A 24,604-nucleotide genomic window follows, 5' to 3' on the forward strand; every position below is an offset into this window, starting at 1 on the left:
GATCTTTTGACTTTGATTCTAAAGATCAAGATCAAAAGATCGCAGCCTTCGGCAGCTCCTACAGGGGCCGAATTTCAATATCACGCTGCGTATTTCAATTCGTGATGTTTAAAGGTTGTGTGAGAAGTGCGGAAGCTTCCCACAATGTTTTCAGGTTGTCCGTCGGACGTCCGCTCTCTAGCCTGTGTGGGTCGCTGCCAATTCAGCGATCGGGATTGGAACCCCGCGGCTCAACTGAAGCAAAACGCACTGTTCATGACGTATGCTTGTGCACTTTCATGTGTGCACTCCGTTATGGCGGCTGTGCGCGGGAGACTTCGAGTCTGTCGGGTTTGCTCAGTTGCCCGGGTTCCAACCTGCGTACAGCTGCCACCCTTTCGCGTGGAACCGAAAGGGCCAGCTCCACCTTCAAGCTGAGTAAAACATTATGAAAAAGCCAACCCCGAATCCCCCCGAAACAGACGTCATCCCGGACGCCAACTCAACATCCCCCTACGCCTCCGTCGAAACTAAAAAACTTCACGAAGCCGCCGACCGCGCCCTCGATTTCTACCTCAAACCCTCAGTCGCCATCATGTCCGCACCGTACATCCCCAACCAGATGTTCCTGGTCAATCCCAAAGCCGACAACGAATCACTACTGGCCAACGCCAGCGAATCCCTGGCCTCGGCCACGGTGATGCTCGGCGACTTCGCCGCGCTATTAGGCGGCACCCATCGCAAGACCCTTCTCGGTATCGCGCAGGTGGTCATGCTCGGCGAACTGGCGGTGAACAAAGCGCTGGATAACGTGGAGGTCACGACGTAGGCAAAGGTCCTTTGGCGAGGATCTCTTTCTCGCCAGACTAAATAAAATGACCGTGTATCTTAAAGCTATACGCGTATATGCATTAGCTACACGGTCGGTATAGAATCGACTCCGAAGCTGCTCACATGGCTTCGCACCTCAAACGTTAGATCTCACGTTAAGAGCATGGCCTAAACCTCTCCGGGCCACTCAAGGAGTCAGAAAATGAAAAGTAAACAAAAGCTGATGTGCTAACGCCATAAGGAGGCTCCAGTTCCAACATCACCTACCCAGATGGGAAACAGAACAAATGTCCACAACTGAAAGCGTTGAAAAATCCAAACCCGTTCCAATCAACATGAGAGCGGACGAAAAGAAACGTAATCTGATCGATTTGGCAGCCGCCATGTCTGGTCGTGATCGCACAAGTTTTATCCTGGAAGCTGCCTGCCAAAAAGCTGAAGAGGTGATTCTGGATAAACGACTGTTCCTTCTCGACGACAGCGCATTTGACGCATTCGAACAGGCTATTGAAGCCAATCCGGCTCGAGGTAACGAATGCCTGCACCAACTGCTCGCACGTCCAAAACGTTGGAGTTGACCGCCCCCGAGAAGCTCAACGACCTACACGAGCTCAATGCTTTCGATTCTGGTGAGGTGACCATTGACCATTACCTGCAGAGGAAGGCGCGAAAAGCCCAATCCACCAAGCAGGCTGTTGTGTACGTCAGTTGCCTCAAAGGCACGTCGAATGTGATGGCCTATTACACGCTCTCCAGCGGATCAGTCGCCCGTGCCAGCGTCATGCCGAAAAGCAGTCAACGCAATTCGCCCAGTGTCCATCCGGTAACTCTATTGGGGCGTATGGGGGTAACGCGCGAAGCTCAGGGCCAAGGTTTCGCTGTCGATTTACTGCAAGATGCGATTGAAAGAGCCCTCAACGCGTCTCAGTCGATCGGATCCAGCGCAATAATTGTTCATCCCTTGAATGATCGGCTGTCGAGCTTTTATATCAAGTACGCGGGATTCATTCCGTGCCCCGACATTTCCCCTATAACCCTGATGCTGCCTTTACGCTAAAGCTTGGCTTTCAGCTACCCGCTAGGTTGTCTCGATAGCGGGTTGATTATGTCGCGACCGCAGCGCAAAAAAAGCGCCCCGAAGGACGCCAAAAGATTCACCTCTTACCAAAGGAGCAAGGAGCTTCTAAAGGTGAATTTGCATCAACCGCGCAATCAGAGAATCGCCAGCGGATACTCGACAATCACCCGCACTTCATCCAGATCCGACTCGAACGCCGTGGCGCGAGTTGTGGCCTGGCGCAAGCGCAGCGACAGGTCTTTCATCGAACCGCTTTGCACCACGTATTTGACTTCGATATCGCGCTCCCAACGTTTCTGATCGGTCAGCGGATTACCCTCGGCATCGCGGCGTATGTACACGGCGTTGGCGTTCGAATAATCGGCGTCGGTGCCGCGTGCGTAACGGGTCATGAATGACAGACCGGGCACGCCATAGGTCGTCATGTCGAGGTCATACCGCACCATCCACGAACGTTCTTTCGGCGAGTTGAAGTCGCTGTACTGGATCGAGTTGTCGAGGAATATCGAGTCGGACTGGCGCAGGTAATCGAAGTCGTCATTACCGTTGTTGCGCTGGCGGGAGAGGGCGACCGAGTGGGCGCCGAGTTTCACGCCGACGCGACCGCTCCAGATGTTGTTGTCGAATTCGCCTAGCAGTTGTTTGCCTTCATCGACGGCTTTGTAATAGTTCAGGCCACCGAACAGCGACAGATCATCGGACAGCGGATAGGTCCAGGCAGTACCGGCGTAATACTGATTCCACGCATCCTTGAGGCGGCTGGAATAGAGGCTGAAACTGAGGTTTTTGTTCAGCACGTAATCGCCGCCGCCATACGCGATCCACGGCGAATTGACTGGGCCTGCGTAGAAGGTCGCGAAGTTCTCGCGCATGTCGCTGGACACCGGTTGGCTCATCGCATGCAATCGACCGCCCTGCACCGACAGACCTTCAATGCTGGTGTTGCTCGCCGTCACCCCGCGGAAGCTTTCCGGCAGCAAGCGCGAGTCACCGGCCGCGACCATCGGGTTGGCCGGGAACACATCACCGACCCTGACCACCGTATCGAACGCCCGGATTTTCGCGGCGCCGCCGACCTTGGTGTATTCGTCCCGCGCTTCGCCGTCGCTGTTGACCGGCAACACATCAAACGAACTGCGCCCGCCATTACGGCCGTCACCGGTGTCGAGTTTCAGACCAATCATCGCAAACGCATCGACACCGACGCCGACGGTGCCTTGAGTGAAACCGGATTCGAATTTGCTGATCACGGCATGCGCCCAGGCTTCGGAATAACCGTTGCCGGTCGGGCTGGACTGGCCGTTGCGATGATCACGATTGAAGTAGAAGTTACGGTTGAGCACCGTCAGGCTGCTGCCTTCGACAAAGCCTTCAGGCTTGTCTTCTGCAAACACCATGGACGGCGCGGCGCCGACCACCACCGCTAAAGCGGCCATCGATATTTTTGTAGGGTTAACCATCAAACACTCCTTGGGTTCGGCAGAACGGGAACGTGCTTCGGCGTGGGTTTTATTGTTCGGCGGAGCAGGGCCCGCCGGCATGGTCGCCGGGTGACATCGTTGCAAGCTGCGGATAACGCCAAGGTGATGAGGGAATTACAATTTCGTCATGTGTCTGTACCGGGATTGTGTGAACGCCACGCAAACCTGTGAGAGCGAGCTTGCTCCGGGCGGCGTTCCGACGAAAGCGGAGTGTCAGCCAATCAAGATGTTGAAAGTGCCTACACCTTCGCGAGCAGGCTCGCTCCCACAAGTGGTCTGAGGTGTACCTGAGTGTTGGGATCGACACACAATCTGTAAGAGTGAGCCTGCTCGCGAAAGCGGAGTGCCAGGCTCTGAAGAGGGTTGATGTGCCGACGCCTTCGTCGGAACGCCGCCCGGAGCAGGCTCGCTCCCACAGTAATCCGGATGATTCTGATAGATCACATGTGAGCGGATGTGGCTTTTATCTTTCGAAGGTATCCAGCAAGCCATGTGATACAGATGCATCAATTTCGGCGGGAAGTATGAGTTTGCCTTTCATGGCGCCGATCCGTGTTACCCGGGTCTTCTTCAAGGTGATTTTGCCTTGGCGTTCTTCGGCTAACGCATCAAGGCCATTCATCAATTCTGAATAAATATCCCGCTTCATGGTTCGTGGATCTCCACTTGATATGTGATCCCCGAATTTAACGAAAAATGTCTTCTACGGAATGTCAGCCATTGCTCAGGGGTTTGCAGGCAAATTCCTAAAAAGGGGAGGGCGTTGAGATCAAAAGACCTCAGTCTTCGGCATCTCCTAAAGGCTGTGATCTTTTGACGGTAACTCTACAAAACGAAACTGGCACTCGAAGGTGCCGTTTTGCGTAGCTAGTAGACTTTTGTGCTTCTACGTTACTTGCGATCCAGCGCTATTTCTTTACGGTTAATGACTTTCTCGTTCACGACGCGACGTACAACCGGAACAGAAGGTTTATGGGGAGGTGTCGGTCTGGTCGCGTCCTCAGGTTTTGATTGGCCATTTGTGTTGTTCATTTCTGATTTCCGCTGGAGTTTTATTTTCTCGTTCCTGAAGACGGACTCGATTTGGATCGATGTCTTTTACGTCGAACAAGATAAGCAAAAAGCCAAATTCTGGCTGTAGGAGGAACCCAACAGTAGGGCGCGAGATTTCGGGGATTTCAGTAGGAAGGGCATAGCATTGGTAAAAAATCCCACAAAAACAAAAACGGCACCCGAAGGTGCCGTTTTCATTTCTAACCAGCCAAGCTATCAGCCCGCCAGACCCGCCTGCTGAACCAGAGTCAGCAATGGCTGCGGGTACACACCCAGGAAGAACGCGACCAGGGCGATGGCCAGCAGCATTACGCCGCCTGCCTTCTGTTCCCAGTGCAACTGGGCGTCGTGGCGACGCAGGTTTGGCTCGATCAGGTACAGGGTGACCATCACGCGCAGGTAGTAGAAGACGCCGATGGCGCTGCCCAGCACCAGCGAACCGACCAACCACCACTGATGCGATTCAACACCGGTAGCGATGATGTAGAACTTGCCGATGAAGCCAGCGGTCAGCGGGATACCGGCCAGGGACAGCATCATCACGGTCAGCACGGCGGTCAGGTACGGACGGCGCCAGAACAGGCCGCGGTATTCGTACAGGGCGTCCGCGTCACGGCCGTTGTACGGCGAGGACATCAGGGTGATTACGCCGAAGGCGCCGAGGCTGGTGATTACGTAGGTGACCAGGTACACGCCGATGGCTTCCACCGCCAGACCCTTGCTCGCCACCAGGGCGATCAGCAGGTAGCCGAAGTGCGCGATGGACGAGTAACCGAGCAGACGCTTGAGGTTGCTCTGGGTCAGGGCCAACAGGTTACCGAACAGGATCGAGGCGATGGCGATGACGGTCAGCACGTCGCTCAGGACGCCGCTGCTGGCAGCAGGGGAGATCTGGAACAGACGCACCATCACCGCAAACACCGCAACCTTCGAAGCAGTCGCGAGGAACGCGGCCACCGGTGCCGGGGCACCTTCGTAGACGTCCGGCGTCCACAGGTGGAACGGAACCAGCGACAGCTTGAACGCCAGACCGATCAGCATCATGCCCAGGCCCAGTTGCGCCAGCGAGCTAGGCAGGCCAGTCGCAGCCAAGGCCTGACCGATACCGACGAAGCTCAGCGAACCCGAATCGGCGTACAGCAGCGCCATACCGAACAACAGGAACGCGGAACCGGCGGCTGACAGCACCATGTATTTGATGCCGGCTTCCAGCGAACGCTTGTTGAAGAAGGCGTAAGCCACCAGACCGTAAACCGGCACCGAGAGCAGTTCCAGACCGATGAACAAACCGGCCAGGTGCTGCGCGCTGACCAGAACCAGACCACCAGCAGCGGCCATCAGGATCAGCAAGTACAGTTCTTCACGGTTGCCCGGGTAACCCGACCCGCCATCACCCAAATAGGCGTGGGCGAGGGTGACGCAGGCGAGGGTGGCGACCAGGATCAGCGCCATGTACAGGCAAGCGAAGGTGTCGATTTGCAGCAACGGGGTCACGGCCAGAGGCGCGACTTTCAGGGCTGGGAGGATCGACAGCAAGGCCAGGTTCAGACCGGCGACCGAGATCAGGAAGGTCTGCGAGTGGTTGCGGCGCCAGGCGATTGCCAGCATCACCACGATAATGGTGAGGCTGGTGATCAACAGTGGCGCAAGCGCAATAAAGTGTTGAATCGTGAATTCCATAGCGCTCTTACCGGGCCGAAGCGAGTTGAGTGAAGGCGGTGCCGAGCCACTGCTGCACGCCATGCATCGTGGCGGCAGACGTGTCGAGGAACGGTTGCGGGTAGACGCCGAGGTAAATCAGCAGCACCGCAAGGCCCAGCACCATGATCAGTTCGCGAGCGTCCATACCGTGCAGGATCGAATCCGATTTCGACGGACCGAAGTAGGCACGGTGGATCATGATCAGCGAGTAGACCGAACCGAACACCAGACCGGACGTGGCAATCGCGGTGATCCATGGAGCGCTGGCGAAAGTGCCGATCAGGATCAGGAATTCACCGACAAAGTTACCGGTACCCGGCAAGCCCAGGGACGCGGCTGCGAAGAACAGGCTGATCGCCGGCAGGTAAGCGATACGCGACCACAGACCGCCCATCTCACGCATGTCACGCGTGTGCAGACGCTCGTACAACTGACCGCTGAGGATAAACAGCGCGGCTGCCGAGACACCGTGCGCCAACATCTGGATCACTGCACCTTGCAGCGCCAGTTGGCTGCCGGAGTAGATGCCGATCAATACGAAACCCATGTGGGAAACGGACGAGAAGGCAATCAGACGCTTGATGTCGGTTTGTGCGAAAGCAAGGAACGCACCGTAGAAGATCCCGACCAGACCGAGGGTCATGGCGATCGGCGCAAACTCGGCCGAAGCATTCGGGAACAGCGGCAGGGCGAAACGCAGCAGACCGTAGGCAGCGGTTTTCAGCAAGATACCGGCGAGGTCGACGGAACCGGCAGTCGGCGCCTGGGCGTGGGCATCAGGCAACCACGAGTGGAACGGTACGACGGGCAGCTTGACCGCGAAGGCGATGAAGAAGCCGAGCATCAGGATGTACTCGGTGGTCATCGACATCTTGGTTTTCAACAGGTCGGCGTAGTTGAAAGTAATCACGCCAGTGTTGTTGAAGTTGACCAGCACCAGACCCAGGATCGCCACCAGCATGATCAGGCCGGACGCCTGAGTGAAGATGAAGAACTTGGTCGCTGCGTAGATTCGGGTTTTCTTGCCGTCCGAAGAACTGTGACCCCAGAGCGCGATGAGGAAGTACATCGGCACCAGCATCATTTCCCAGAAGAAGAAGAACATGAACAGGTCGAGGGCGAGGAACACGCCAACCACGCCGCCCAGGATCCACATCAGGTTCAGGTGGAAGAAGCCAACGTGACGTTGAATCTCTTTCCACGAGCAGAGTACCGAGAGGATACCCAGCAGACCGGTCAGCAGGATCATCAACAGCGACAGGCCGTCGAGGGCCAGGTGCACGTTGATGCCGAAACGCTGGATCCAGACATGCTTGAACTCAAGCGCCCAGGTCGGATCGGCGCCAGGCGCCGGCGCAAATGAATAGTCACCGTGGGCCCACAGCCAGAGGCCGAGGGCGAGTTCCAGGGTCATGGTCAACAGCGCAATCCAGCGCGGGAGGGTAGCGCCGAAGCGCTCACCCATCCAGCACAGCAGGCCGCCGATGAAGGGGATCAGGATTAGCCAAGGCAGAATCATGACGGGCTCGTTTCCTTTCGCAAATTCGCAAGGTTCATATCAGACCGCTACCAGCACGATGGCGCCAATCACCAGCACGGCACCAGCAGCCATCGAAGCAGCGTACCAACGCAGTTGACCGGTCTCGGTGCGGCTCAGGGCAGTGTGACCACCCTTGGCCATACGCGGGATCAGACCGATGGTCTGGTCGAGCGGGTCTTTGCGCAGTACATGGCTGATCGCCAGGTAAGGCTTGACGAACAGTTTGTCGTAGATCCAGTCGAAGCCCCAGGCGGCGAACCACCAGGCCGAAAGGAAACGGCCGATGCCGCTGTTGGCGACTGCCGTGACGAAGCGACGCTTGCCGAGGAACAGCAGCGCTGCCAGCAGGATACCGGCCAGGGCAATGGCGCCCGAAGCGATTTCCAGGCTGTGCTTGGCTTCGCCACCGGCATGGCCAACGCTTTCTGGCAGTACGCCGTGCAGCGGTGGCACGATCATCGCGCCGACGAAAGTCGACAGCACGATCAGCACCGACAGTGGCAGCCAGTGCGAGATGCCGTGACCGGCGTGGGCTTCGGTCTTGGCTTCACCGTGGAACGTGATGAAGATCAGGCGGAAGGTGTACAGCGACGTCATGAACGCGCCGACCAGACCTGCGTAAAGCAGACCGTGGTTGCCGCTGGCGAACGCTTCCCAAAGGATTTCGTCCTTGGAGTAGAAGCCTGCGGTGACCAGTGGCAAAGCAGCCAGTGCAGCGCCGCCGACGATGAAGCTGGCGTAGGCCAGTGGCAGTTTTTTCCACAGACCGCCCATCTTGAAGATGTTCTGCTCGTGGTGGCAGGCAACGATCACCGCACCGGAAGCAAGGAACAGCAGGGCCTTGAAGAAGGCGTGGGTCATCAGGTGGAAAATCGCGCCATCCCATGCACCAACGCCCAGCGCCAGGAACATGTAGCCGATCTGGCTCATGGTCGAGTAGGCGAGGATACGTTTGATGTCGGTTTGTACCAGCGCGGCGAAACCTGCCAGCACCAGCGTCACACCACCAACGATGCCGACCAGGTGCAGGATTTCCGGGGCCAGGGTGAACAGGCCGTGGGTACGGGCGATCAGGTAGACACCAGCAGTCACCATGGTTGCGGCGTGGATCAGTGCCGACACCGGAGTCGGGCCGGCCATCGCGTCCGCGAGCCAGGTTTGCAGCGGCAGTTGTGCCGATTTACCGACCGCGCCACCCAGCAACATCAGGGTTGCCAGGGTGATCCAGAAGTCGCCGACCTGGAATTTCTGCGGTGCCAGCACCAGCAGTTCCTGGATGTTCAGCGTGCCCACTTGCTGGAACAGGATGAACAGGCCGATGGCCATGAACACGTCGCCGATCCGGGTCACGATGAAGGCTTTGAGTGCGGCGTTACCGTTGTTGCGGTTGCTGTAATAGAAACCGATCAACAGGTACGAGCACAGGCCCACGCCTTCCCAGCCGAAGTACAGGAACAACAGGTTATCGCCGAGCACCAGGAACAGCATGCTGGCGATAAACAGGTTGGTGTACGAGAAGAAGCGCGAGTAGCCCGCTTCACCGCGCATGTACCAGGACGCGAACAGGTGGATCAGGAAACCGACGCCAACCACCACGCCGAGCATGGTGATCGACAGGCCGTCGACGTAGAGGGCGAAGTCAGGCTTGAAGCCTTCGACCGCCATCCACTTCCACAGCACCAGGGTGTAGTGACCGCCCTCGGGAGGTGCGACGTTGAATTGCCAGATGACGTAGGCGGCGACGATCGCCGACAAGCCAATGGAACCCACGCCGATCAGCGCCGAGAGGTTTTCCGACCAGCGTCCACGGGAGAACGACAGCAGCAGGAAACCGATCAGAGGGAATACGAAAGTCAGAAAGATCAGGTTCATCCGCGCATCTCACTGGCAGCGTCGATATCGAGCGTGTGGAAGCGGCGATACAGTTGCAGCAGGATCGCCAGACCAATACTGGCCTCGGCGGCTGCAAGGCTGATCACCAGGATGAACATGATCTGTCCATCCGGCTGGCCCCAACGGGCACCAGCAACAATGAACGCCAGTGCAGAGGCGTTCATCATCACTTCCAGACTCATCAACACGAACAAAATGTTGCGGCGGACCATCAGGCCGACCAGACCAAGGCAGAACAGGATGCCGGCAACGGCCAATCCATGCTCGAGAGGGATAGCAGGCATGTCTTACTCCTTCGCCTCGTTACGGCCCAAATGGAACGCCGTGACGGCTGCAGCGAGCAGCAGCATCGAGGCGAGTTCGACCACCAGCAGGTACGGACCGAACAGGCTGATGCCCACGGCTTTCGCGTCTACGGTGGTGTGGCCGATGGCCTGGCCGCTCTGATGAGCGAACAGCACATACAGCAGTTCGGCCAGCAGCAGCGCGGCGAGAATCACCGGACCGGCCCAGATGCCGGGCTTGAGCCAGACGCGTTCTTGCTGAACCGAGGCCGGGCCCAGGTTCAGCATCATCACCACGAACACGAACAGCACCATGATGGCGCCGGCGTAGGCGATCACTTCCAGCACGCCGGCGAACGGCGCGCCTAGTGCGAAGAAGGTCATGGCCACGGCGATCAACGAGATGATCAGGTAGAGCAGGGCGTGCACAGGGTTGGTGTTGGTGACTACGCGAAGCGTGGACACAACAGCGATACCCGATGCGAAATAGAAAGCGAATTCCATCGTTCTTCCTTAAGGCAGCAAGCTCTTCACGTTGATCGGTTCGGCTTCGTTCTGTGCGGAGCCTTTCGGCTTGCCAGCGATTGCCATACCTGCAACACGATAGAAGTTGTAATCAGGATTTTTGCCGGGGCCGGAGATCAACAGATCTTCTTTCTCGTACACCAGGTCCTGACGTTTGAACTCGGCCATCTCGAAATCCGGGGTCAGCTGGATTGCGGTGGTCGGACAGGCTTCCTCGCAGAGACCGCAGAAAATGCAGCGCGAGAAGTTGATACGGAAGAAGTCCGGGTACCAGCGACCGTCTTCGGTTTCAGCTTTCTGCAGCGAGATGCAACCCACCGGGCAAGCCACGGCGCACAGGTTGCAGGCTACGCAACGCTCTTCGCCATCGGGGTCGCGGGTCAGGACGATACGACCACGGTAGCGGGGTGGCAGGTAGACCGCTTCTTCCGGGTATTGCAGGGTGTCGCGCTTGCGAAAGCCATGGCCGAAGACCATGACCAGGCTGCGCAACTGGGTACCGGTACCCTTAACGATGTCGCCAATATATTTGAACATGGGTCAAATCCTCACTGAACCGCGACTGCAGGCGTGTTCCACAACACGACTGCAGCGGTCACCAGCAAATTGATCAGGGTCAGTGGCAGGCAGAATTTCCAGCTGAAATCCATCACCTGGTCATAACGCGGACGCGGAATGGAAGCGCGCAGCAGGATGAACAGCATGATGAAGAACGCGGTCTTCAGTGCGAACCAGACGAACGCCAGTTGCGGCAAGATGCCGAACGGACCGTGCCAGCCACCGAAGAACAGGGTGACCAACAGCGCCGAGATCAGGATGATGCCGATGTATTCACCGACGAAGAACATGCCCCATTTCATACCGGCGTATTCAATGTGGTAACCGTCGGCCAGTTCCTGTTCCGCTTCCGGCTGGTCGAACGGGTGACGGTGAGTCACGGCGACGCCAGCGATGAAGAAGGTACAGAAGCCGAAGAACTGCGGAATGATGAACCACAGGTTCTGCGCCTGGTACTCGACGATGTCGCGCATGTTGAACGAGCCGACCTGCACCACGATGCCCATCAGGGCCAGGCCCATGAACACTTCGTAGGACACGGTCTGCGCCGAGGCACGCAAGCTGCCGAGCAGGGCGAACTTGTTGTTACTCGACCAACCGGCGAACAGCACCGCGTAGACCGAAAGACCGGCCATGGCGAAGAAGAACAGCAGGCCGATGTTCAGATCCGCGACGCCCCAGGTCGGGGTGATCGGGATGATCGCGAAGGCGATCAGCAGGGCGGACATGGCCACCACCGGCGCCAAAGTGAAGATCACTTTGTCGGCAAACGGCGGAGTCCAGTCTTCCTTGAAGAACATCTTCAGCATGTCGGCGGCGATCTGGAACATACCAAACGGGCCAACGCGGTTCGGACCGTAACGGTCCTGCCACCAGCCCAACAGGCGACGTTCGACAAAGCTGAGCAGCGCGCCTGCGACCACCACGGCCAGCAGGATCACGATGGCTTTGACGACCGAGAGGATCACATCGATCACTTCAGGGGTGAACCAGGTCATTGCGCTGCCTCCTGCAGACCGTCGACGGATACGCCGGCGAATGCCGGTGGAATGCCGGCGATGCCCGCAGGCAATGCCACCAGACCGGCGCCCAGTTCTTCATTGATGCGCAGCGGCAGACGCAGGGTCTGACCGGCCACGTTCAGGCTCAGCAGAGCACCGTCGTTGACGCCCAGACGATCCGCTTCCGACTTGGCCAGAGCCACGTATGGAGCCGGAATGCGCTCTTGAACCGGTGCGGCTTTCGAAGAGTTCTCTTCGCTGCCGAACAGGTGGAAGAACGGCACGGCTTGCCAGGTGCCCGGCGCCGGGTTGAATGCGCGCGGTGCAGCAGCGAACCAGTTCAGCGAGTCGCCAGTGCTTTCGATCAGGCGGGTGCCCGGGTCGCCGGCACGGATGTGACCACCGACTTCGTCCTGGAACTTGTTCCACGCTTGTGGTGAGTTCCAGCCCGGCGACCATGCAAATGGCACCTGCTGACGCGGTTCGGCAGAGCCCGAGTAACCTTCCATGGAGAAGGCGAACGCGGTGTCTTTGTCTTGCGGGGTGCGTGGTTCGTGAACGCTGATGTCGGCGCGCATCGCGGTGCGACCGGAATAACGCAGCGGCTCACGCGCCAGTTTCAGACCCTTGATGCGGAACGCCGCCGACGGTGCAGCGTCGACGATACGCGCCAGTTGCTCGGTGCTCGAAGCAACGGCAGCGGTGACGTGGTCGAGTTGCGTCCAGTCGATCGGCTGGTTCAGCAGGGTGGCGCGCAGGGCGTGCAGCCAGCGCCAGCCTTCGTGAACCAGGATGCTCGCATCCATGTATTGCGGGTCGAAAACCTGGAAGAAGCGCTGGGCGCGGCCTTCCTGGCTGACCAGCGTACCGTCGCCTTCGGCGAAGCTTGCTGCTGGCAGCACCAGGTGCGCGCGGTCGCTGGTAGCCGTCTTCTGATGGTCAGCAACGATCACTACTTGCGCAGCGTTCAGTGCCGCATCGACTTTTTCTTTGGCGGTGCGGGTGTACAGATCGTTTTCCAGCACAACGATCGCGTCAGCCTTACCGTCGATGACGGCTTGCAGCGCCGCGTCGACCGATTCGCCACCGAGCATGGCCAGACCGAGGCTGTTGGCTTCCGGGACGATCAGGCTGATCGAACCGTTTTTCTCGCGCAGCTTCAGGGCCTTGGCGATGTTCGCGGCGGCTTCGATCAAGGCTTTGGAGCCCAGCGAAGTACCGGCGATGATCAGCGGACGTTTGGCCGCGAGCAGGGCATCAGCAATGCGCTTGGCCAGTTCCAGTGCTTCGGCGTCCAGACCTTCAACGGCCGGGGCGCTGGCATCCAGAGCGTGAGCAACGGCGAAACCGATGCGCGCCAGGTCATCGGGAGCGGCGTGTACGCATTCTTCAGCAATGTCGTCGAGCTTGGTTTCCGCCAGGCTGGCGATGAACAGCGGGTTCAGCGCGTGCTGACCGATGTTCTTCACCGCCGCGTCGAGCCAAGGCTGAACGCGCATGGCTTCGGCCATGTCTTCAGCTTTGCCTTTGACCGATTGACGCAGCGACAGCGCCACACGGGCGGCGGTCTGGGTCAGGTCTTCACCGAGGACGAAGATCGCATCGTGGTCTTCGATGTCGCGCATGTTCGGCACTGGCAGCGGGCTGTCTTTCAGCACTTGCAGGACCAGACGGATGCGCTCCAGTTCGGAGGCTTCGATACCCGAGTAGAAGTGCTCGGCGCCAACCAGTTCACGCAACGCGTAGTTGCTTTCGAGGCTGGCACGCGGCGAACCGATACCGACGATGTTGCGACCGCGCAGCAGGTCAGCGGCTTTATCCAGTGCAGCATCCAGACCGAGCTTGGTGCCGTCGGCCAGCAGTGGCTGACGTGGACGGTCGGTGCGGTTGACGTAGCCATAACCGAAACGGCCACGGTCGCACAGGAAGTACTGGTTTACCGAACCGTTGAAACGGTTTTCGATGCGACGCAGTTCGCCGTAACGCTCGCCCGGGGAAATGTTGCAACCGCTCGAGCAGCCGTGGCAGATGCTCGGCGCGAACTGCATGTCCCACTTACGGTTGTAGCGCTCTGAGTGCGTCTTGTCGGTGAACACACCGGTCGGGCAGACCTCGGTGAGGTTGCCGGAGAACTCGCTTTCGAGGGTGCCGTCTTCAACGCGACCGAAGTACACGTTGTCGTGGGCGCCGAACACACCGAGGTCGGTGCCGCCAGCGTAATCCTTATAGAAACGCACGCAGCGGTAGCAAGCGATGCAGCGGTTCATTTCGTGGGAAATGAACGGGCCCAGTTGCTGATTCTGGTGGGTGCGTTTGGTGAAGCGATAACGGCGCTCGTTGTGGCCGGTCATCACGGTCATGTCTTGCAGGTGGCAGTGACCGCCTTCTTCGCACACAGGGCAGTCGTGCGGGTGGTTGGTCATCAGCCATTCAACAACACTGGCGCGGAACGCCTTGGATTCTTCATCTTCGATGGAGATCCAGGTGTTGTCAGTGGCAGGGGTCATGCAGGACATGACGATGCGACCACGGGTGTCGTTCTCGTCGGTGTACTGCTTGACCGCGCACTGGCGGCAAGCCCCGACGCTACCAAGCGCGGGGTGCCAGCAGAAATATGGAATGTCGAGGCCCAGCGACAGACATGCCTGTAACAGGTTGTCTGCCCCGTCGACTTCGAGCGCTTTGCCGTCTACGTGGATAGTGGCCATGGTTCAAAGGTCTTCGTTGGCCCGGTGTCAGCGGGCGTGGCTAATGGAATCTTGTTATCCGTGCGAATCAAACCAGCCTCGAAAGGCGTCATCGCAGGAGGAGAAGGGCCCAGGCCCTTCACCTGTTAAGCGTTTACGCGCCGATTACGATCGGCCTTGCCAGAGGCGGGACGGCGGCGCTGACTGGCGCGATACCGGCTTCGAACTCTGGACGGAAGTATTTGATGGCACTGCCCAACGGTTCCACGGCACCCGGTGCGTGAGCACAGAAGGTCTTGCCCGGGCCGAGGAAGTTGACCAGACCCAGCAGGGTCTCGATGTCACCTGGCTGACCGCGGCCTTGTTCGATGGCCATCAGCAGCTTGACGCTCCATGGCAAACCATCGCGGCACGGGGTGCAGAAACCGCACGACTCGCGAGCGAAGAACTGCTCCATGTTGCGCAGCAAGGAGACCATGTTGACGCTGTCGTCCACCGCCATGGCCAGGCCGGTACCCATACGGGTGCCCACTTTGGCGATGCCGCCGGCGTACATTTGGGCGTCGAGGTGTTCAGGCAGGAGGAAGCCGGTACCGGCGCCACCTGGCTGCCAGGCCTTGAGTTTGAAACCGTCGCGCATGCCGCCGGCGTAGTCTTCGAACAACTCGCGACCGGTGACGCCGAATGGCAGTTCCCACAGGCCCGGGTTTTTGACTTTGCCGGAGAAGCCCATGAGCTTGGTGCCCATGTCTTCGCTGCCTTCACGCGCCAACGATTTGTACCAGTCAACGCCGTCGGCAATGATCGCCGGCACATTGCACAGGGTTTCCACGTTGTTCACGCAGGTCGGCTTGCCCCACACGCCGACGGCGGCAGGGAAGGGCGGCTTGGAGCGCGGGTTGGCGCGGCGGCCTTCGAGGGAGTTGATCAGTGCGGTTTCTTCACCGCAGATGTAACGCCCGGCGCCGGTGTGGACGAACAGCTCGAAATCGAAGCCGCTGCCCAGAATGTTCTTGCCCAGCAGGCCCGCAGCCTTGGCTTCTTCCACGGCACGGTTGAGGTGCTTGGCGGCGGTGGTGTATTCGCCACGCAGGAAGATGTAGCCACGGTAGGTTTTCAGTGCGCGGGCACTGATCAGCATGCCTTCGATCAGCAGATGGGGCAGTTGCTCCATCAGCATGCGGTCTTTCCAGGTGTTCGGCTCCATTTCATCCGCGTTGCACAGCAGGTAGCGGATGTTGATGGATTCGTCTTTGGGCATCAGGCCCCACTTCACGCCCGTGGGGAAACCTGCACCGCCGCGACCTTTGAGGCCGGCGTCTTTCACGGTCTGGACGATGGCGTCCTGATCCATGTCGGCGAAGGCTTTGCGCGCAGCAGCGTAACCGTTCTTGGCCTGGTACTCGTCGAGCCACACGGCTTCGCCGTCATCACGCAGACGCCAGGTCAGCGGGTGAGTCTCGGCCGAACGCTGAATGCGGTTGGCAGGACCGAAAGATGTCAGGGTCATACGTAGCCCTCGAGCAGTTTGGCGACGCCAGCAGGCTGCACATCACCAAAGGTGTCGTCGTCGATCATCAGCGCCGGTGCCTTGTCGCAGTTGCCGAGGCAGCAGACCGGCAGCAGGGTGAAACGACCGTCGGTGGTGGTCTGACCCAGGCCGATGCCCAGATTGTTCTGGATTTCGCTGACCACTGACTCGTGGCCGCCGATGTAGCAGACCATGCTGTCGCAGACGCGAATGATGTGACGGCCAACCGGCTGACGGAAAATCTGGCTATAGAACGTCGCCACACCTTCAACGTCGCTGGCCGGGATGCCGAGGATCTCGCCGATCGCGTACAGGGCGCCATCCGGCACCCAGCCGCGTTCTTTCTGAACGATCTTCAGGGCTTCGATCGACGCCGCGCGCGGGTCTTCGTAGTGATGCAGCTCGTGCTCGATGGCCGAGCGCTCGGTTTCACTGAGGGTGAAACGGTCTGTCTGGATAAGCGTGCTGTTCATGCTTAGCGGTCCACGTCGGCCATAACGAAATCGATACTACCCAGGTACGCAATCATGTCCGCGACCATGCTGCCTTTGATCACCGAAGGGATCTGTTGCAGATGCGGGAAGCTTGGAGTGCGGATCCGGGTACGGTAGCTCATGGTGCCGCCGTCGCTCGTCAGGTAATAACTGTTGATGCCCTTGGTCGCTTCGATCATCTGGAAGGATTCGTTGGCCGGCATCACCGGACCCCACGAAACTTGCAGGAAGTGCGTGATCAAGGTTTCGATGTGCTGCAGCGTGCGCTCTTTCGGCGGCGGCGTGGTCAGCGGGTGATCCGCCTTGTACGGGCCTTCCGGCATGTTGCGCATGCACTGGTCGATGATCTTGATGCTCTGGCGCATCTCTTCGACGCGAACCATGCAGCGGTCGTAGGCATCGCCGTTGGCAGCCAGCGGTACTTCGAACTCGAAGTTCTCGTAGCCGGAGTACGGACGCGCTTTACGCAGGTCGAAATCGCAACCGGTCGAACGCAGGCCAGCACCGGTGACACCCCATTCCAGGGCTTCTTTGGTGTTGTACTGGGCAACGCCGATGGTACGGCCCTTGAGGATGCTGTTCTGCAGGGCAGCCTTGGTGTATTCGTCGAGGCGTTTCGGCAGCCATTCAACGAAGTCTTTCACCAGTTTTTCCCAGCCGCGTGGCAGGTCGTGGGCAACACCACCGATGCGGTACCAGGCCGGGTGCAGACGGAAACCGGTAATGGCTTCAATCACCGTGTACGCCTTCTGGCGGTCGGTGAAGGTGAAGAACACCGGAGTCATGGCGCCGACGTCCTGGATGTAAGTCCCGAGGAACAGCAGGTGGCTGGTGATCCGGAAGAACTCGGCCATCATGATGCGGATGACGTCGACCTTCTCAGGCACCTTGATGCCGGCCAGCTTCTCGACCGAGAGCACGTACGGCAGGTTGTTCATCACGCCGCCGAGGTAGTCGATACGGTCGGTGTACGGGATGAAGCTGTGCCACGACTGACGCTCGGCCATCTTCTCGGCACCACGGTGGTGGTAACCGATGTCCGGCACGCAGTCGACGATCTCTTCACCGTCCAGTTGCAGAATGATGCGGAACGCACCGTGCGCAGAAGGGTGGTTGGGGCCGAGGTTGAGGAACATGTAGTCCTCGTTCGGGCCGGAACGCTTCATGCCCCAGTCTTCCGGACGGAAGCGCGCGGCTTCTTCCTCAAGCTGTTGCTTGGCGAGGTTGAGGCTGTACGGATCGAATTCGGTGGCGCGCGCCGGGAAGTCCTTGCGCAGCGGGTGACCTTCCCAGGTCGGCGGCATCATGATGCGCGACAGGTGCGGGTGACCTTTGAAGTCGATACCGAACATGTCCCAGACTTCACGCTCGTACCAGTTGGCGTTCGGCCAGATGCTGGTGACGGTCGGCAAGCTGAGGTCGCTCTCGGACAAGGCGACCTTGATCATCACGTCACTATTACGCTCCAGCGACATGAGGTGATAGAACACGGTGAACTCGGCGTCGCTCGGCAGCCCTTGACGCTTGGTGCGCAGACGCTCGTCCACGCCGTGCAGGTCATAGAGCATGACGTACGGCTTGGGCAGGTTGCGCAGGAAGGTCAGGACTTCGACGAGTCTGGCACGCGCCACCCACAGCACCGGCATGCCGGTGCGGGTCGGCTGGGCGGTGAACGCCTCCGGGCCAAAACGGTTGTTCAATTCAACGACCACATCCTGGTCGTCTGCCTTATAAGGCGGGATGTACAGAGCACTGCCTGTAGTCATGGTTATTTTTTCGCTTTCGGTCAACGTAAAGAATGAAGCCAGCTTCTCGTTTCTTTGTCAGAACAGATCTGGATCAGACTTCGTCAGGGCTGCGCAGGTTGGTGACTGCGATTCGCTGTTCGCGGCGCTGTTCCTTCTGCGAAGGCATGTCGGCGCGATAAACGCCTTGATCGCCAACGACCCAGGAAAGCGGACGACGCTCCTTGCCGATCGATTCCTGCAGCAGCATCAAGCCTTGCAGAAATGCTTCCGGACGAGGAGGGCAGCCAGGTACGTAGACGTCCACGGGCAGGAACTTGTCCACCCCTTGAACCACAGAGTAGATGTCGTACATGCCACCGGAGTTAGCGCACGAACCCATGGAGATCACCCACTTCGGCTCGAGCATCTGCTCGTAGAGACGTTGGATGATCGGCGCCATCTTGATGAAGCAGGTGCCGGCGATAACCATGAAGTCGGCCTGACGCGGCGATGCCCGGATCACTTCGGCGCCGAAGCGCGCGATGTCGTGGGGCGCCGTGAAGGCGGTGGTCATTTCCACGTAGCAGCACGACAAGCCGAAGTTGTACGGCCACAGGGAGTTTTTACGTCCCCAGTTGACCGCGCCACTCAGCACGTCTTCCAGCTTGCCCATGAAAATGTTTTTGTGGACTTGATCTTCTAACGGATCGGAGACGGTTTCCCGTTCGCCAATCGGATATTGCTCGTTAGGAGCATCGGGGTCGATCCTGGTGAGATTGTATTGCATTGCCAAAGCCTCATTGTTTCAGCTTCGCCTGCCGCTTGCGACGAGCTTCCGGAGCCCAGTCAAGGGCGCCCACTCGGAACAGGTAGACAAGACCTGCCAACAGAATTGCTATGAAAACGAGAGCTTCGACGAATCCGGTCCAGCCGCTTTCGCGGACGGACACAGACCATGCAAAGAGAAAGAGGGCTTCGATATCGAAGATCACGAAGAGCATCGCGACCAGATAGAATTTGGCTGAGAGCCGCAAGCGGGCGCCACCGGTAGGTAGCATGCCGGACTCGAACGGTTCGTTTTTGCTGCGACCCCAGGCTTTTGACCCGAGGAGGCTGGAGACGCCAAGCATGAAGGCACACAGGCCGACGACACCCAGAAGGAAAATGGCAAAGCCCCAGTTGTGGGCCATGAGTCCTGTCGCTTCGGGCATGCTGGTAATCCTTAACAGAGAGCAAAGGTCTCTGAGCTTGATAAAGAAATAGGCAGTGACGATATGTCGCAGCAATCAATCACGCTGATTTTATGGCTAAACACCCTGCAAGTAAAATTCCTATAGCGAAATTATTTATTGGAATAAGGACATAGCGCATCTCCAATGCCCTGCAGCCCATGCGTAGCGGGCATTAGGCGGGTTTATGCAAATAATGTTTTGTAGGGAATGTAACGAACATAGTTGCGGCTAAATGATAATTAATATCGTTTGGAGTGGTTTTGTAACTGTTTAACGGGATGTCAGTTGGGAAGTTGTCTTACTTGCACGTTACTGCAAGTAGCGACCGCGCCCGTTTTAGCGGATTTTTCTGACGGTTGTACCGCTCTGGATCAATGTTTTCTCCGAACGACGCCGATCCCTGTAGGAGTGAGCCTGCTCGCGATAGCGGTGGGTCAGTCACCGTATGCGCAAGCTGACACACCTCTATCGCGAGCAGGCTCACTCCTACAGGGATTTGTGGTGTTCATTAAATCGGGGCAAAAAAAACGCCCCGAACCAGTCGGGGCGTCAGTTTTGCGGCTCTGCGGTTAGCTTTCTGTACGATCCGCAGAGGCCGTTTGCTCAGCGAAGCCGAATCAGTGGAACTGTTCTTCTTCGGTCGAACCGGTCAGTGCGGTTACCGAGGACGAGCCACCTTGAATCACAGTGGTCATGTCGTCGAAGTAGCCGGTGCCCACTTCCTGCTGGTGGGCCACGAAGGTGTAACCCTTGGCAGCGTCGGCGAATTCCTGCTCCTGCAGCTTCACGTAGGCAGTCATGTCGTTGCGGGCGTAGTCGTGCGCCAGGTTGAACATGCTGTGCCACATGTTGTGAATGCCGGCCAGGGTGATGAACTGGTGCTTGTAACCCATGGCAGACAGTTCGCGCTGGAACTTGGCGATGGTCGCGTCGTCGAGGTTTTTCTTCCAGTTGAAGGAAGGCGAGCAGTTGTACGACAGCAGTTGGTCCGGGTATTCCTTTTTGATCGCTTCGGCGAAGCGACGAGCCTCGTCCAGATCCGGCTTGGCGGTTTCGCACCAGATCAGGTCGGCGTATGGCGCGTAAGCCAGGCCACGGGCGATGGCTTGATCCAGACCGGCACGGACCTTGTAGAAACCTTCCTGAGTGCGCTCGCCAGTCACGAACGGCTGGTCGTACGGGTCGCAATCGGAAGTCAGCAGGTCAGCAGCGTTAGCGTCGGTACGGGCCAGAATGATGGTCGGGGTACCGGCAACGTCAGCCGCCAGACGCGCAGCGGTCAGCTTCTGTACGGCTTCCTGAGTTGGAACCAGTACTTTGCCGCCCATGTGACCGCATTTTTTCACGGAAGCCAGTTGGTCTTCGAAGTGAACGCCGGCGGCGCCTGCTTCGATCATGCTCTTCATCAGCTCGTAGGCGTTCAGTACGCCGCCGAAACCGGCTTCAGCGTCAGCCACGATCGGCGCGAAGTAGTCGATGTAGCCATCGTCGCCCGGGTTCTTGCCGGCTTTCCACTGGATCTGGTCAGCACGACGGAACGAGTTGTTGATGCGCTTGACCACGGTTGGCACCGAGTCCACCGGGTACAGCGACTGGTCCGGGTACATGGATTCTGCGGAGTTGTTGTCCGCAGCCACTTGCCAGCCCGACAGGTAGATCGCCTGGATACCGGCTTTAACCTGCTGAACAGCCTGGCCGCCGGTCAGGGCGCCCATGCAGTTGACGAAATCTTTCTCTGGACGGAAGGACGGCTTGGCACCCTGGGTCACCAGGTTCCACAGCTTGTCGGCGCCCATTTTTGCAAAGGTGTGCTCAGGTTGAACCGAGCCACGCAGACGGACGACGTCAGCAGCGGAGTAAGTGCGTGTCACGCCTTTCCAGCGCGGGTTTTCAGCCCAGTCTTTTTCGAGGGCTGCAATTTGCTGTTCGCGTGTCAGTGCCATGGAGATAAACCTCGTCGCGTCTTTTATGAAAAGTTGTTCTGCGGTGGAAAATTCCTGCGCTCGCTGACCAGAAGCTTAGGTGGTCAAGTCGGATTCGGCGGGGTAGGCGACGGGATGAACGATGGGCTCGAGGGGAAGTGAGCAGGTAGTGGCGGACTGTGGGCGCATGCGGGCGTCGTGGGCCTCTATACGGTCTACAGTGTGGAGCCGGGTTACCTAAATACGCTTCCGTCCCTCGGGACAACTTCGTTCCAGTCGGCAACCTCGTCAAACACACCTTGTGGGCGGTACAGACACGAAGCGGTTCGCGGGGTAGATGCGAACATCGCTTCGAAGGCCCTTGCCAGGGCCTCTGATTAGCGGGAGCGAGGCCATCATGCCTTCGCTTTTTTGCCTCGTCAAACGTTTTGTAGTGCTTTTTTTCAAGCACTACATCTTTCGTCTAATACGACTAATCAGTCAGTTTTTGGTGCTTTAGTCCAAGGCGTCGACTTTGACCCGCAAGGTCATGTCATCCCGGCCTTGAGTCGAGTAGCTGCGGGTCAGGCCCTGTTTGTCAGCCTGTGTCTGGCGATTCACACCGGCAAGGGTGATCCATTCGCCGAGGCGGCCGCTGACAGTTGTGTCGGTGCTTTGCACGTTCACTACATCGGGACGTTCCTGGCTCATGCGGTCACGGTTGGTACTGATCGCCAGGTGAACGATGTCGCCGGTGACGCTGGCGGTGACGTAGAAACCCTGGGTGACGTTGCGGTATTGCGTCTGGCTGCTGTAATCGCCGTAGGAGTTGCTCTGGCTGCTGGTGATCGGCACGCTCTGGCCGACTTGAATCAGCGCCGGCATGCCGTCGGTGGCCTGCACCTGCTGCACGCCGCCGTCGCGGCTGGCGGTGCTGCGGCTGATGATGCGGGTCTGGTTCGGTTGGGCGCCGTTGACCGAATAACCTTCGTCGCCACGGCCATTGTTTTCATTGGTGTCGACGGTGATCAGCAAGCGTTTCGGCGCAGTGTCGAGTTGGGTGATCAGCGCCTTGAGTTCCTGAATCTTGTCCGGTTCGGCCTTGATGATCAGTTGATTGCCGTAGGCACTGACCTGACCGTCCTTGCCGAGGAAGTCTTGCGCCATCGGCAGCATGTCGGTGCTGGTGCGGTAATTGAGAGGCACGATTTCTGTGGCTGCCATCACCGTAAAACTGCAACCGAGCAGCAGGGTGGTGAGCAGGGTGCGTAGGGACATGTCCGTTATCTCCGCTTTCGAAAGGCTTGATATTGCCAGTTTGTCGGCCCTGGGTGGGGCAAGTTGAATCGTAGACAGCAAAACGCCCCGGCATCGGTTGATGTCGGGGCGTGATCGTTCCCACGCTCTGCGTGGGAATGCAGCCAGTGACGCTCTGCGTCACATGCCGCAAGGGACGCGGAGCGTCCCGAGAGGCATTCCCACGCAGGGCGTGGGAACGATCAGGGCAGAGCTCAACCCGAGTGCCGAACCATGTCGACATGCGGAATCCCGGCTTCAAGGAATTCCTCGCTGACCAGGCTAAACCCCAAGCGCTCATAGAACGCCGTGGCCTGCACCTGAGCGCTGAGCATCTGCTGCTTCAAGCCACGTTCTTCGGCCTCAGCAATCACCGCTTGCATCAGCGCATCACCCACCTTCATCCCGCGCCAGTCTTTCAGCACGGAAACCCGGCCGATGTGCCCATCAGGCAGCAGGCGCGCAGTACCAATCGGAAAGTCGCCTTCAAACGCCAGAAAATGCACGGCGGTCGCGTCGTCCGCGTCCCATTCCAGCTCAGGTGGCACCGATTGTTCGGCGATGAACACCGTTTCACGAATGCGCCGGATCTCGGCGATGTCCTTCTGCCAGTCTGCGACACGAACGCGAATTTTATTCATCAGCGAACCCCAGGCTCCCTTGCTTGACCAACTGGCACAGCAGGCCGCAAGCGTCTTCGTCGTTCAGCCACTCACCGAGGTTGTCGGTGTGCAGGGCGTCGGCGGCGCAGATCAGCTTCAGCAGTTCGCGCAGCTTGCCCGGCAGATAACGGCTCTGGCCGCTGGCGAACAGCAGCAGGTCGTCATCGACTTCCGACCAGGCCAGGCGTGCGCTCGGATTGCGGATCAGAATGGCGCCATCCTGCAGCGCAGCGAGGAAATCTTCTTCCTCGATTTCTTCCGGGCCGGCCACCAGTTCCGGGTAGCGCGGCTCGGTCATGTACTGGCCGAACCAGGTCAGCAGCAGACGCTCGTCGCTCATGTGCTCGGCGAGCAGCGCTTTCAGGCGATCCAGTGCGTCGTGTTGAATCTGGTGCGGATCGGCTGCTGGCTGTGCGTCGGCATCGGTGTAGCGCTCTTCGTCAGTCAGGAACTGGCTGAGGAAGTCGGTGAAGTGAGTCAGCACTTCCGAAGCGCTCGGTGCACGGAAGCCGACCGAGTAAGTCATGCAGTTGTCGACCGCAACACCGCAGTGGGCCAGACGTGGCGGCAGGTAGAGCATGTCGCCCGGTTCCAGCACCCACTCTTCGGTCTCGTGGAATTCAGCGAGAATGCGCAGGTCCGCGTGTTGCAGCAGCGGGCTCTCGGAATCGCACATCTGGCCGATTTTCCAGTTGCGCTTGCCGTGGCCTTGCAGCAGGAACACGTCGTAGTTGTCGAAGTGCGGACCGACGCTGCCACCTGGGGCGGCGAAGCTGATCATCACGTCGTCGACGCGCCAGCTCGGCAGGAAGCGGAAGTGTTCCAGCAGCTCGCTGACTTCCGGCACGAACTGGTCAACGGCTTGAACGAGAAGGGTCCACTCTTTTTCCGGCAATTTGCTGAACTCGTCTTCAGCGAACGGGCCGCGGCGCAGTTCCCATGGACGCTCGCCGTGCTCGATCACCAAGCGCGATTCGACTTCTTCTTCCAGGGCCAGGCCGGCCAGTTCGTCGGCGTCGATCGGGCTTTCGAAGTCAGGAATCGCCTGGCGGATCAGCAATGGCTTTTTCTGCCAGTAGTCGCGCAGGAATTCGCGCGCCGTGATGCCGCCCAGAAGTTGAAGAGGAATATCGGAATTCATATGTAACCT

Annotated in this window: 21 protein-coding genes and 1 pseudogene; 3 read left to right on the forward strand and 19 right to left on the reverse strand. The window is 58.7% G+C overall.

All coding sequences use genetic code 11. From position 1 onward, the window contains the following. Nucleotides 1-427: 427 nt before the first annotated feature. From ACWR1S_RS10170 to ACWR1S_RS10180, 3 genes are all read left to right on the forward strand, one after another. Nucleotides 428-808: a DUF6124 family protein gene (locus ACWR1S_RS10170; RefSeq protein WP_454563389.1), complete on the forward strand. Its 381-nt coding sequence runs from the start codon at nucleotides 428-430 to the stop codon at nucleotides 806-808. Between the two features lie 289 nt (nucleotides 809-1,097). Continuing rightward, complete coding sequence (locus tag ACWR1S_RS10175; protein ID WP_041073246.1) at nucleotides 1,098-1,388, forward strand: type II toxin-antitoxin system TacA family antitoxin; 291 nt, start codon at nucleotides 1,098-1,100, stop codon at nucleotides 1,386-1,388. Then, nucleotides 1,346-1,867, forward strand: a complete 522-nt coding sequence (locus ACWR1S_RS10180) for a hypothetical protein (protein WP_160058629.1) — start codon at nucleotides 1,346-1,348, stop codon at nucleotides 1,865-1,867. The genes ACWR1S_RS10175 and ACWR1S_RS10180 overlap by 43 nt, the downstream gene beginning before the upstream one ends. Before the next feature lie 155 nt (nucleotides 1,868-2,022). Here ACWR1S_RS10180 and ACWR1S_RS10185 read toward each other — a convergent pair whose 3' ends face one another. The 19 genes and pseudogenes from ACWR1S_RS10185 to ACWR1S_RS10275 form a co-directional block, all read right to left on the reverse strand. After that, nucleotides 2,023-3,348: an OprD family porin gene (locus ACWR1S_RS10185; protein WP_454563390.1), complete on the reverse strand. Its 1,326-nt coding sequence runs from the start codon at nucleotides 3,346-3,348 to the stop codon at nucleotides 2,023-2,025. A gap of 577 nt (nucleotides 3,349-3,925) precedes the next feature. Further along, nucleotides 3,926-4,018, reverse strand: a pseudogene (locus ACWR1S_RS10190) (transcriptional regulator); the annotation flags it as partial. 620 nt (nucleotides 4,019-4,638) lie between these two features. After that, a complete protein-coding gene (gene nuoN, locus ACWR1S_RS10195; protein WP_007920173.1) occupies nucleotides 4,639-6,102 on the reverse strand; it encodes an NADH-quinone oxidoreductase subunit NuoN in 1,464 nt (487 codons plus the stop codon). A gap of 7 nt (nucleotides 6,103-6,109) precedes the next feature. After that, nucleotides 6,110-7,642 carry an NADH-quinone oxidoreductase subunit M gene (nuoM, locus tag ACWR1S_RS10200; protein ID WP_186622542.1) on the reverse strand — a complete coding sequence of 511 codons (1,533 nt, stop codon included), beginning with the start codon at nucleotides 7,640-7,642 and terminating at the stop codon, nucleotides 6,110-6,112. Between the two features lie 39 nt (nucleotides 7,643-7,681). Next, the gene (gene nuoL, locus ACWR1S_RS10205) at nucleotides 7,682-9,535 is read right to left on the reverse strand and encodes an NADH-quinone oxidoreductase subunit L (protein ID WP_034155128.1); all 1,854 of its coding nucleotides are present in this window, start codon (nucleotides 9,533-9,535) and stop codon (nucleotides 7,682-7,684) included. Then, nucleotides 9,532-9,840 (reverse strand): NADH-quinone oxidoreductase subunit NuoK, encoded by a 309-nt coding sequence (nuoK, locus tag ACWR1S_RS10210; protein ID WP_003223790.1) that lies wholly within the window; start codon nucleotides 9,838-9,840, stop codon nucleotides 9,532-9,534. The genes nuoL and nuoK overlap by 4 nt, the downstream gene beginning before the upstream one ends. A 3-nt stretch (nucleotides 9,841-9,843) precedes the next feature. Next, entirely contained in the window at nucleotides 9,844-10,344 is a 501-nt protein-coding gene (gene nuoJ, locus ACWR1S_RS10215) for an NADH-quinone oxidoreductase subunit J (RefSeq protein ID WP_007920176.1), read from the reverse strand. Between the two features lie 9 nt (nucleotides 10,345-10,353). Further along, entirely contained in the window at nucleotides 10,354-10,902 is a 549-nt protein-coding gene (gene nuoI, locus ACWR1S_RS10220; RefSeq protein WP_007920177.1) for an NADH-quinone oxidoreductase subunit NuoI, read from the reverse strand. Between the two features lie 11 nt (nucleotides 10,903-10,913). Next, the gene (gene nuoH / locus ACWR1S_RS10225; RefSeq protein WP_007920179.1) at nucleotides 10,914-11,921 is read right to left on the reverse strand and encodes an NADH-quinone oxidoreductase subunit NuoH; all 1,008 of its coding nucleotides are present in this window, start codon (nucleotides 11,919-11,921) and stop codon (nucleotides 10,914-10,916) included. Beyond that, nucleotides 11,918-14,632, reverse strand: a complete 2,715-nt coding sequence (gene nuoG, locus ACWR1S_RS10230; RefSeq protein WP_273915780.1) for an NADH-quinone oxidoreductase subunit NuoG — start codon at nucleotides 14,630-14,632, stop codon at nucleotides 11,918-11,920. Before nuoG ends, nuoH begins: the two co-directional genes overlap by 4 nt. 133 nt (nucleotides 14,633-14,765) lie before the next feature. Next, entirely contained in the window at nucleotides 14,766-16,121 is a 1,356-nt protein-coding gene (nuoF, locus tag ACWR1S_RS10235; protein ID WP_007920184.1) for an NADH-quinone oxidoreductase subunit NuoF, read from the reverse strand. After that, nucleotides 16,118-16,615, reverse strand: a complete 498-nt coding sequence (nuoE, locus tag ACWR1S_RS10240) for an NADH-quinone oxidoreductase subunit NuoE (protein ID WP_007920186.1) — start codon at nucleotides 16,613-16,615, stop codon at nucleotides 16,118-16,120. The genes nuoF and nuoE overlap by 4 nt, the downstream gene beginning before the upstream one ends. 2 nt (nucleotides 16,616-16,617) lie before the next feature. Further along, nucleotides 16,618-18,402, reverse strand: a complete 1,785-nt coding sequence (nuoC, locus tag ACWR1S_RS10245; protein WP_093434270.1) for an NADH-quinone oxidoreductase subunit C/D — start codon at nucleotides 18,400-18,402, stop codon at nucleotides 16,618-16,620. Nucleotides 18,403-18,475: 73 nt separating this feature from the next. Beyond that, nucleotides 18,476-19,150, reverse strand: a complete 675-nt coding sequence (locus ACWR1S_RS10250; protein WP_053121628.1) for a NuoB/complex I 20 kDa subunit family protein — start codon at nucleotides 19,148-19,150, stop codon at nucleotides 18,476-18,478. 10 nt (nucleotides 19,151-19,160) lie between these two features. Next, nucleotides 19,161-19,574, reverse strand: coding sequence for an NADH-quinone oxidoreductase subunit A (locus ACWR1S_RS10255; protein ID WP_003223812.1), 414 nt, complete (start codon nucleotides 19,572-19,574; stop codon nucleotides 19,161-19,163). Nucleotides 19,575-20,212: 638 nt separating this feature from the next. Then, nucleotides 20,213-21,538, reverse strand: a complete 1,326-nt coding sequence (aceA, locus tag ACWR1S_RS10260; protein ID WP_007920195.1) for an isocitrate lyase — start codon at nucleotides 21,536-21,538, stop codon at nucleotides 20,213-20,215. A gap of 474 nt (nucleotides 21,539-22,012) precedes the next feature. After that, complete coding sequence (locus ACWR1S_RS10265) at nucleotides 22,013-22,774, reverse strand: secretin N-terminal domain-containing protein (RefSeq protein WP_242207629.1); 762 nt, start codon at nucleotides 22,772-22,774, stop codon at nucleotides 22,013-22,015. 233 nt (nucleotides 22,775-23,007) lie between these two features. Further along, the gene (locus tag ACWR1S_RS10270; protein ID WP_454563391.1) at nucleotides 23,008-23,433 is read right to left on the reverse strand and encodes a GNAT family N-acetyltransferase; all 426 of its coding nucleotides are present in this window, start codon (nucleotides 23,431-23,433) and stop codon (nucleotides 23,008-23,010) included. Continuing rightward, entirely contained in the window at nucleotides 23,426-24,595 is a 1,170-nt protein-coding gene (locus ACWR1S_RS10275; protein ID WP_454563392.1) for a ribosomal protein uL16 3-hydroxylase, read from the reverse strand. Before ACWR1S_RS10275 ends, ACWR1S_RS10270 begins: the two co-directional genes overlap by 8 nt. Between the last annotated feature and the right edge of the window lie 9 nt (nucleotides 24,596-24,604).

This window comes from Pseudomonas sp. AIG (genome assembly GCF_977020205.1).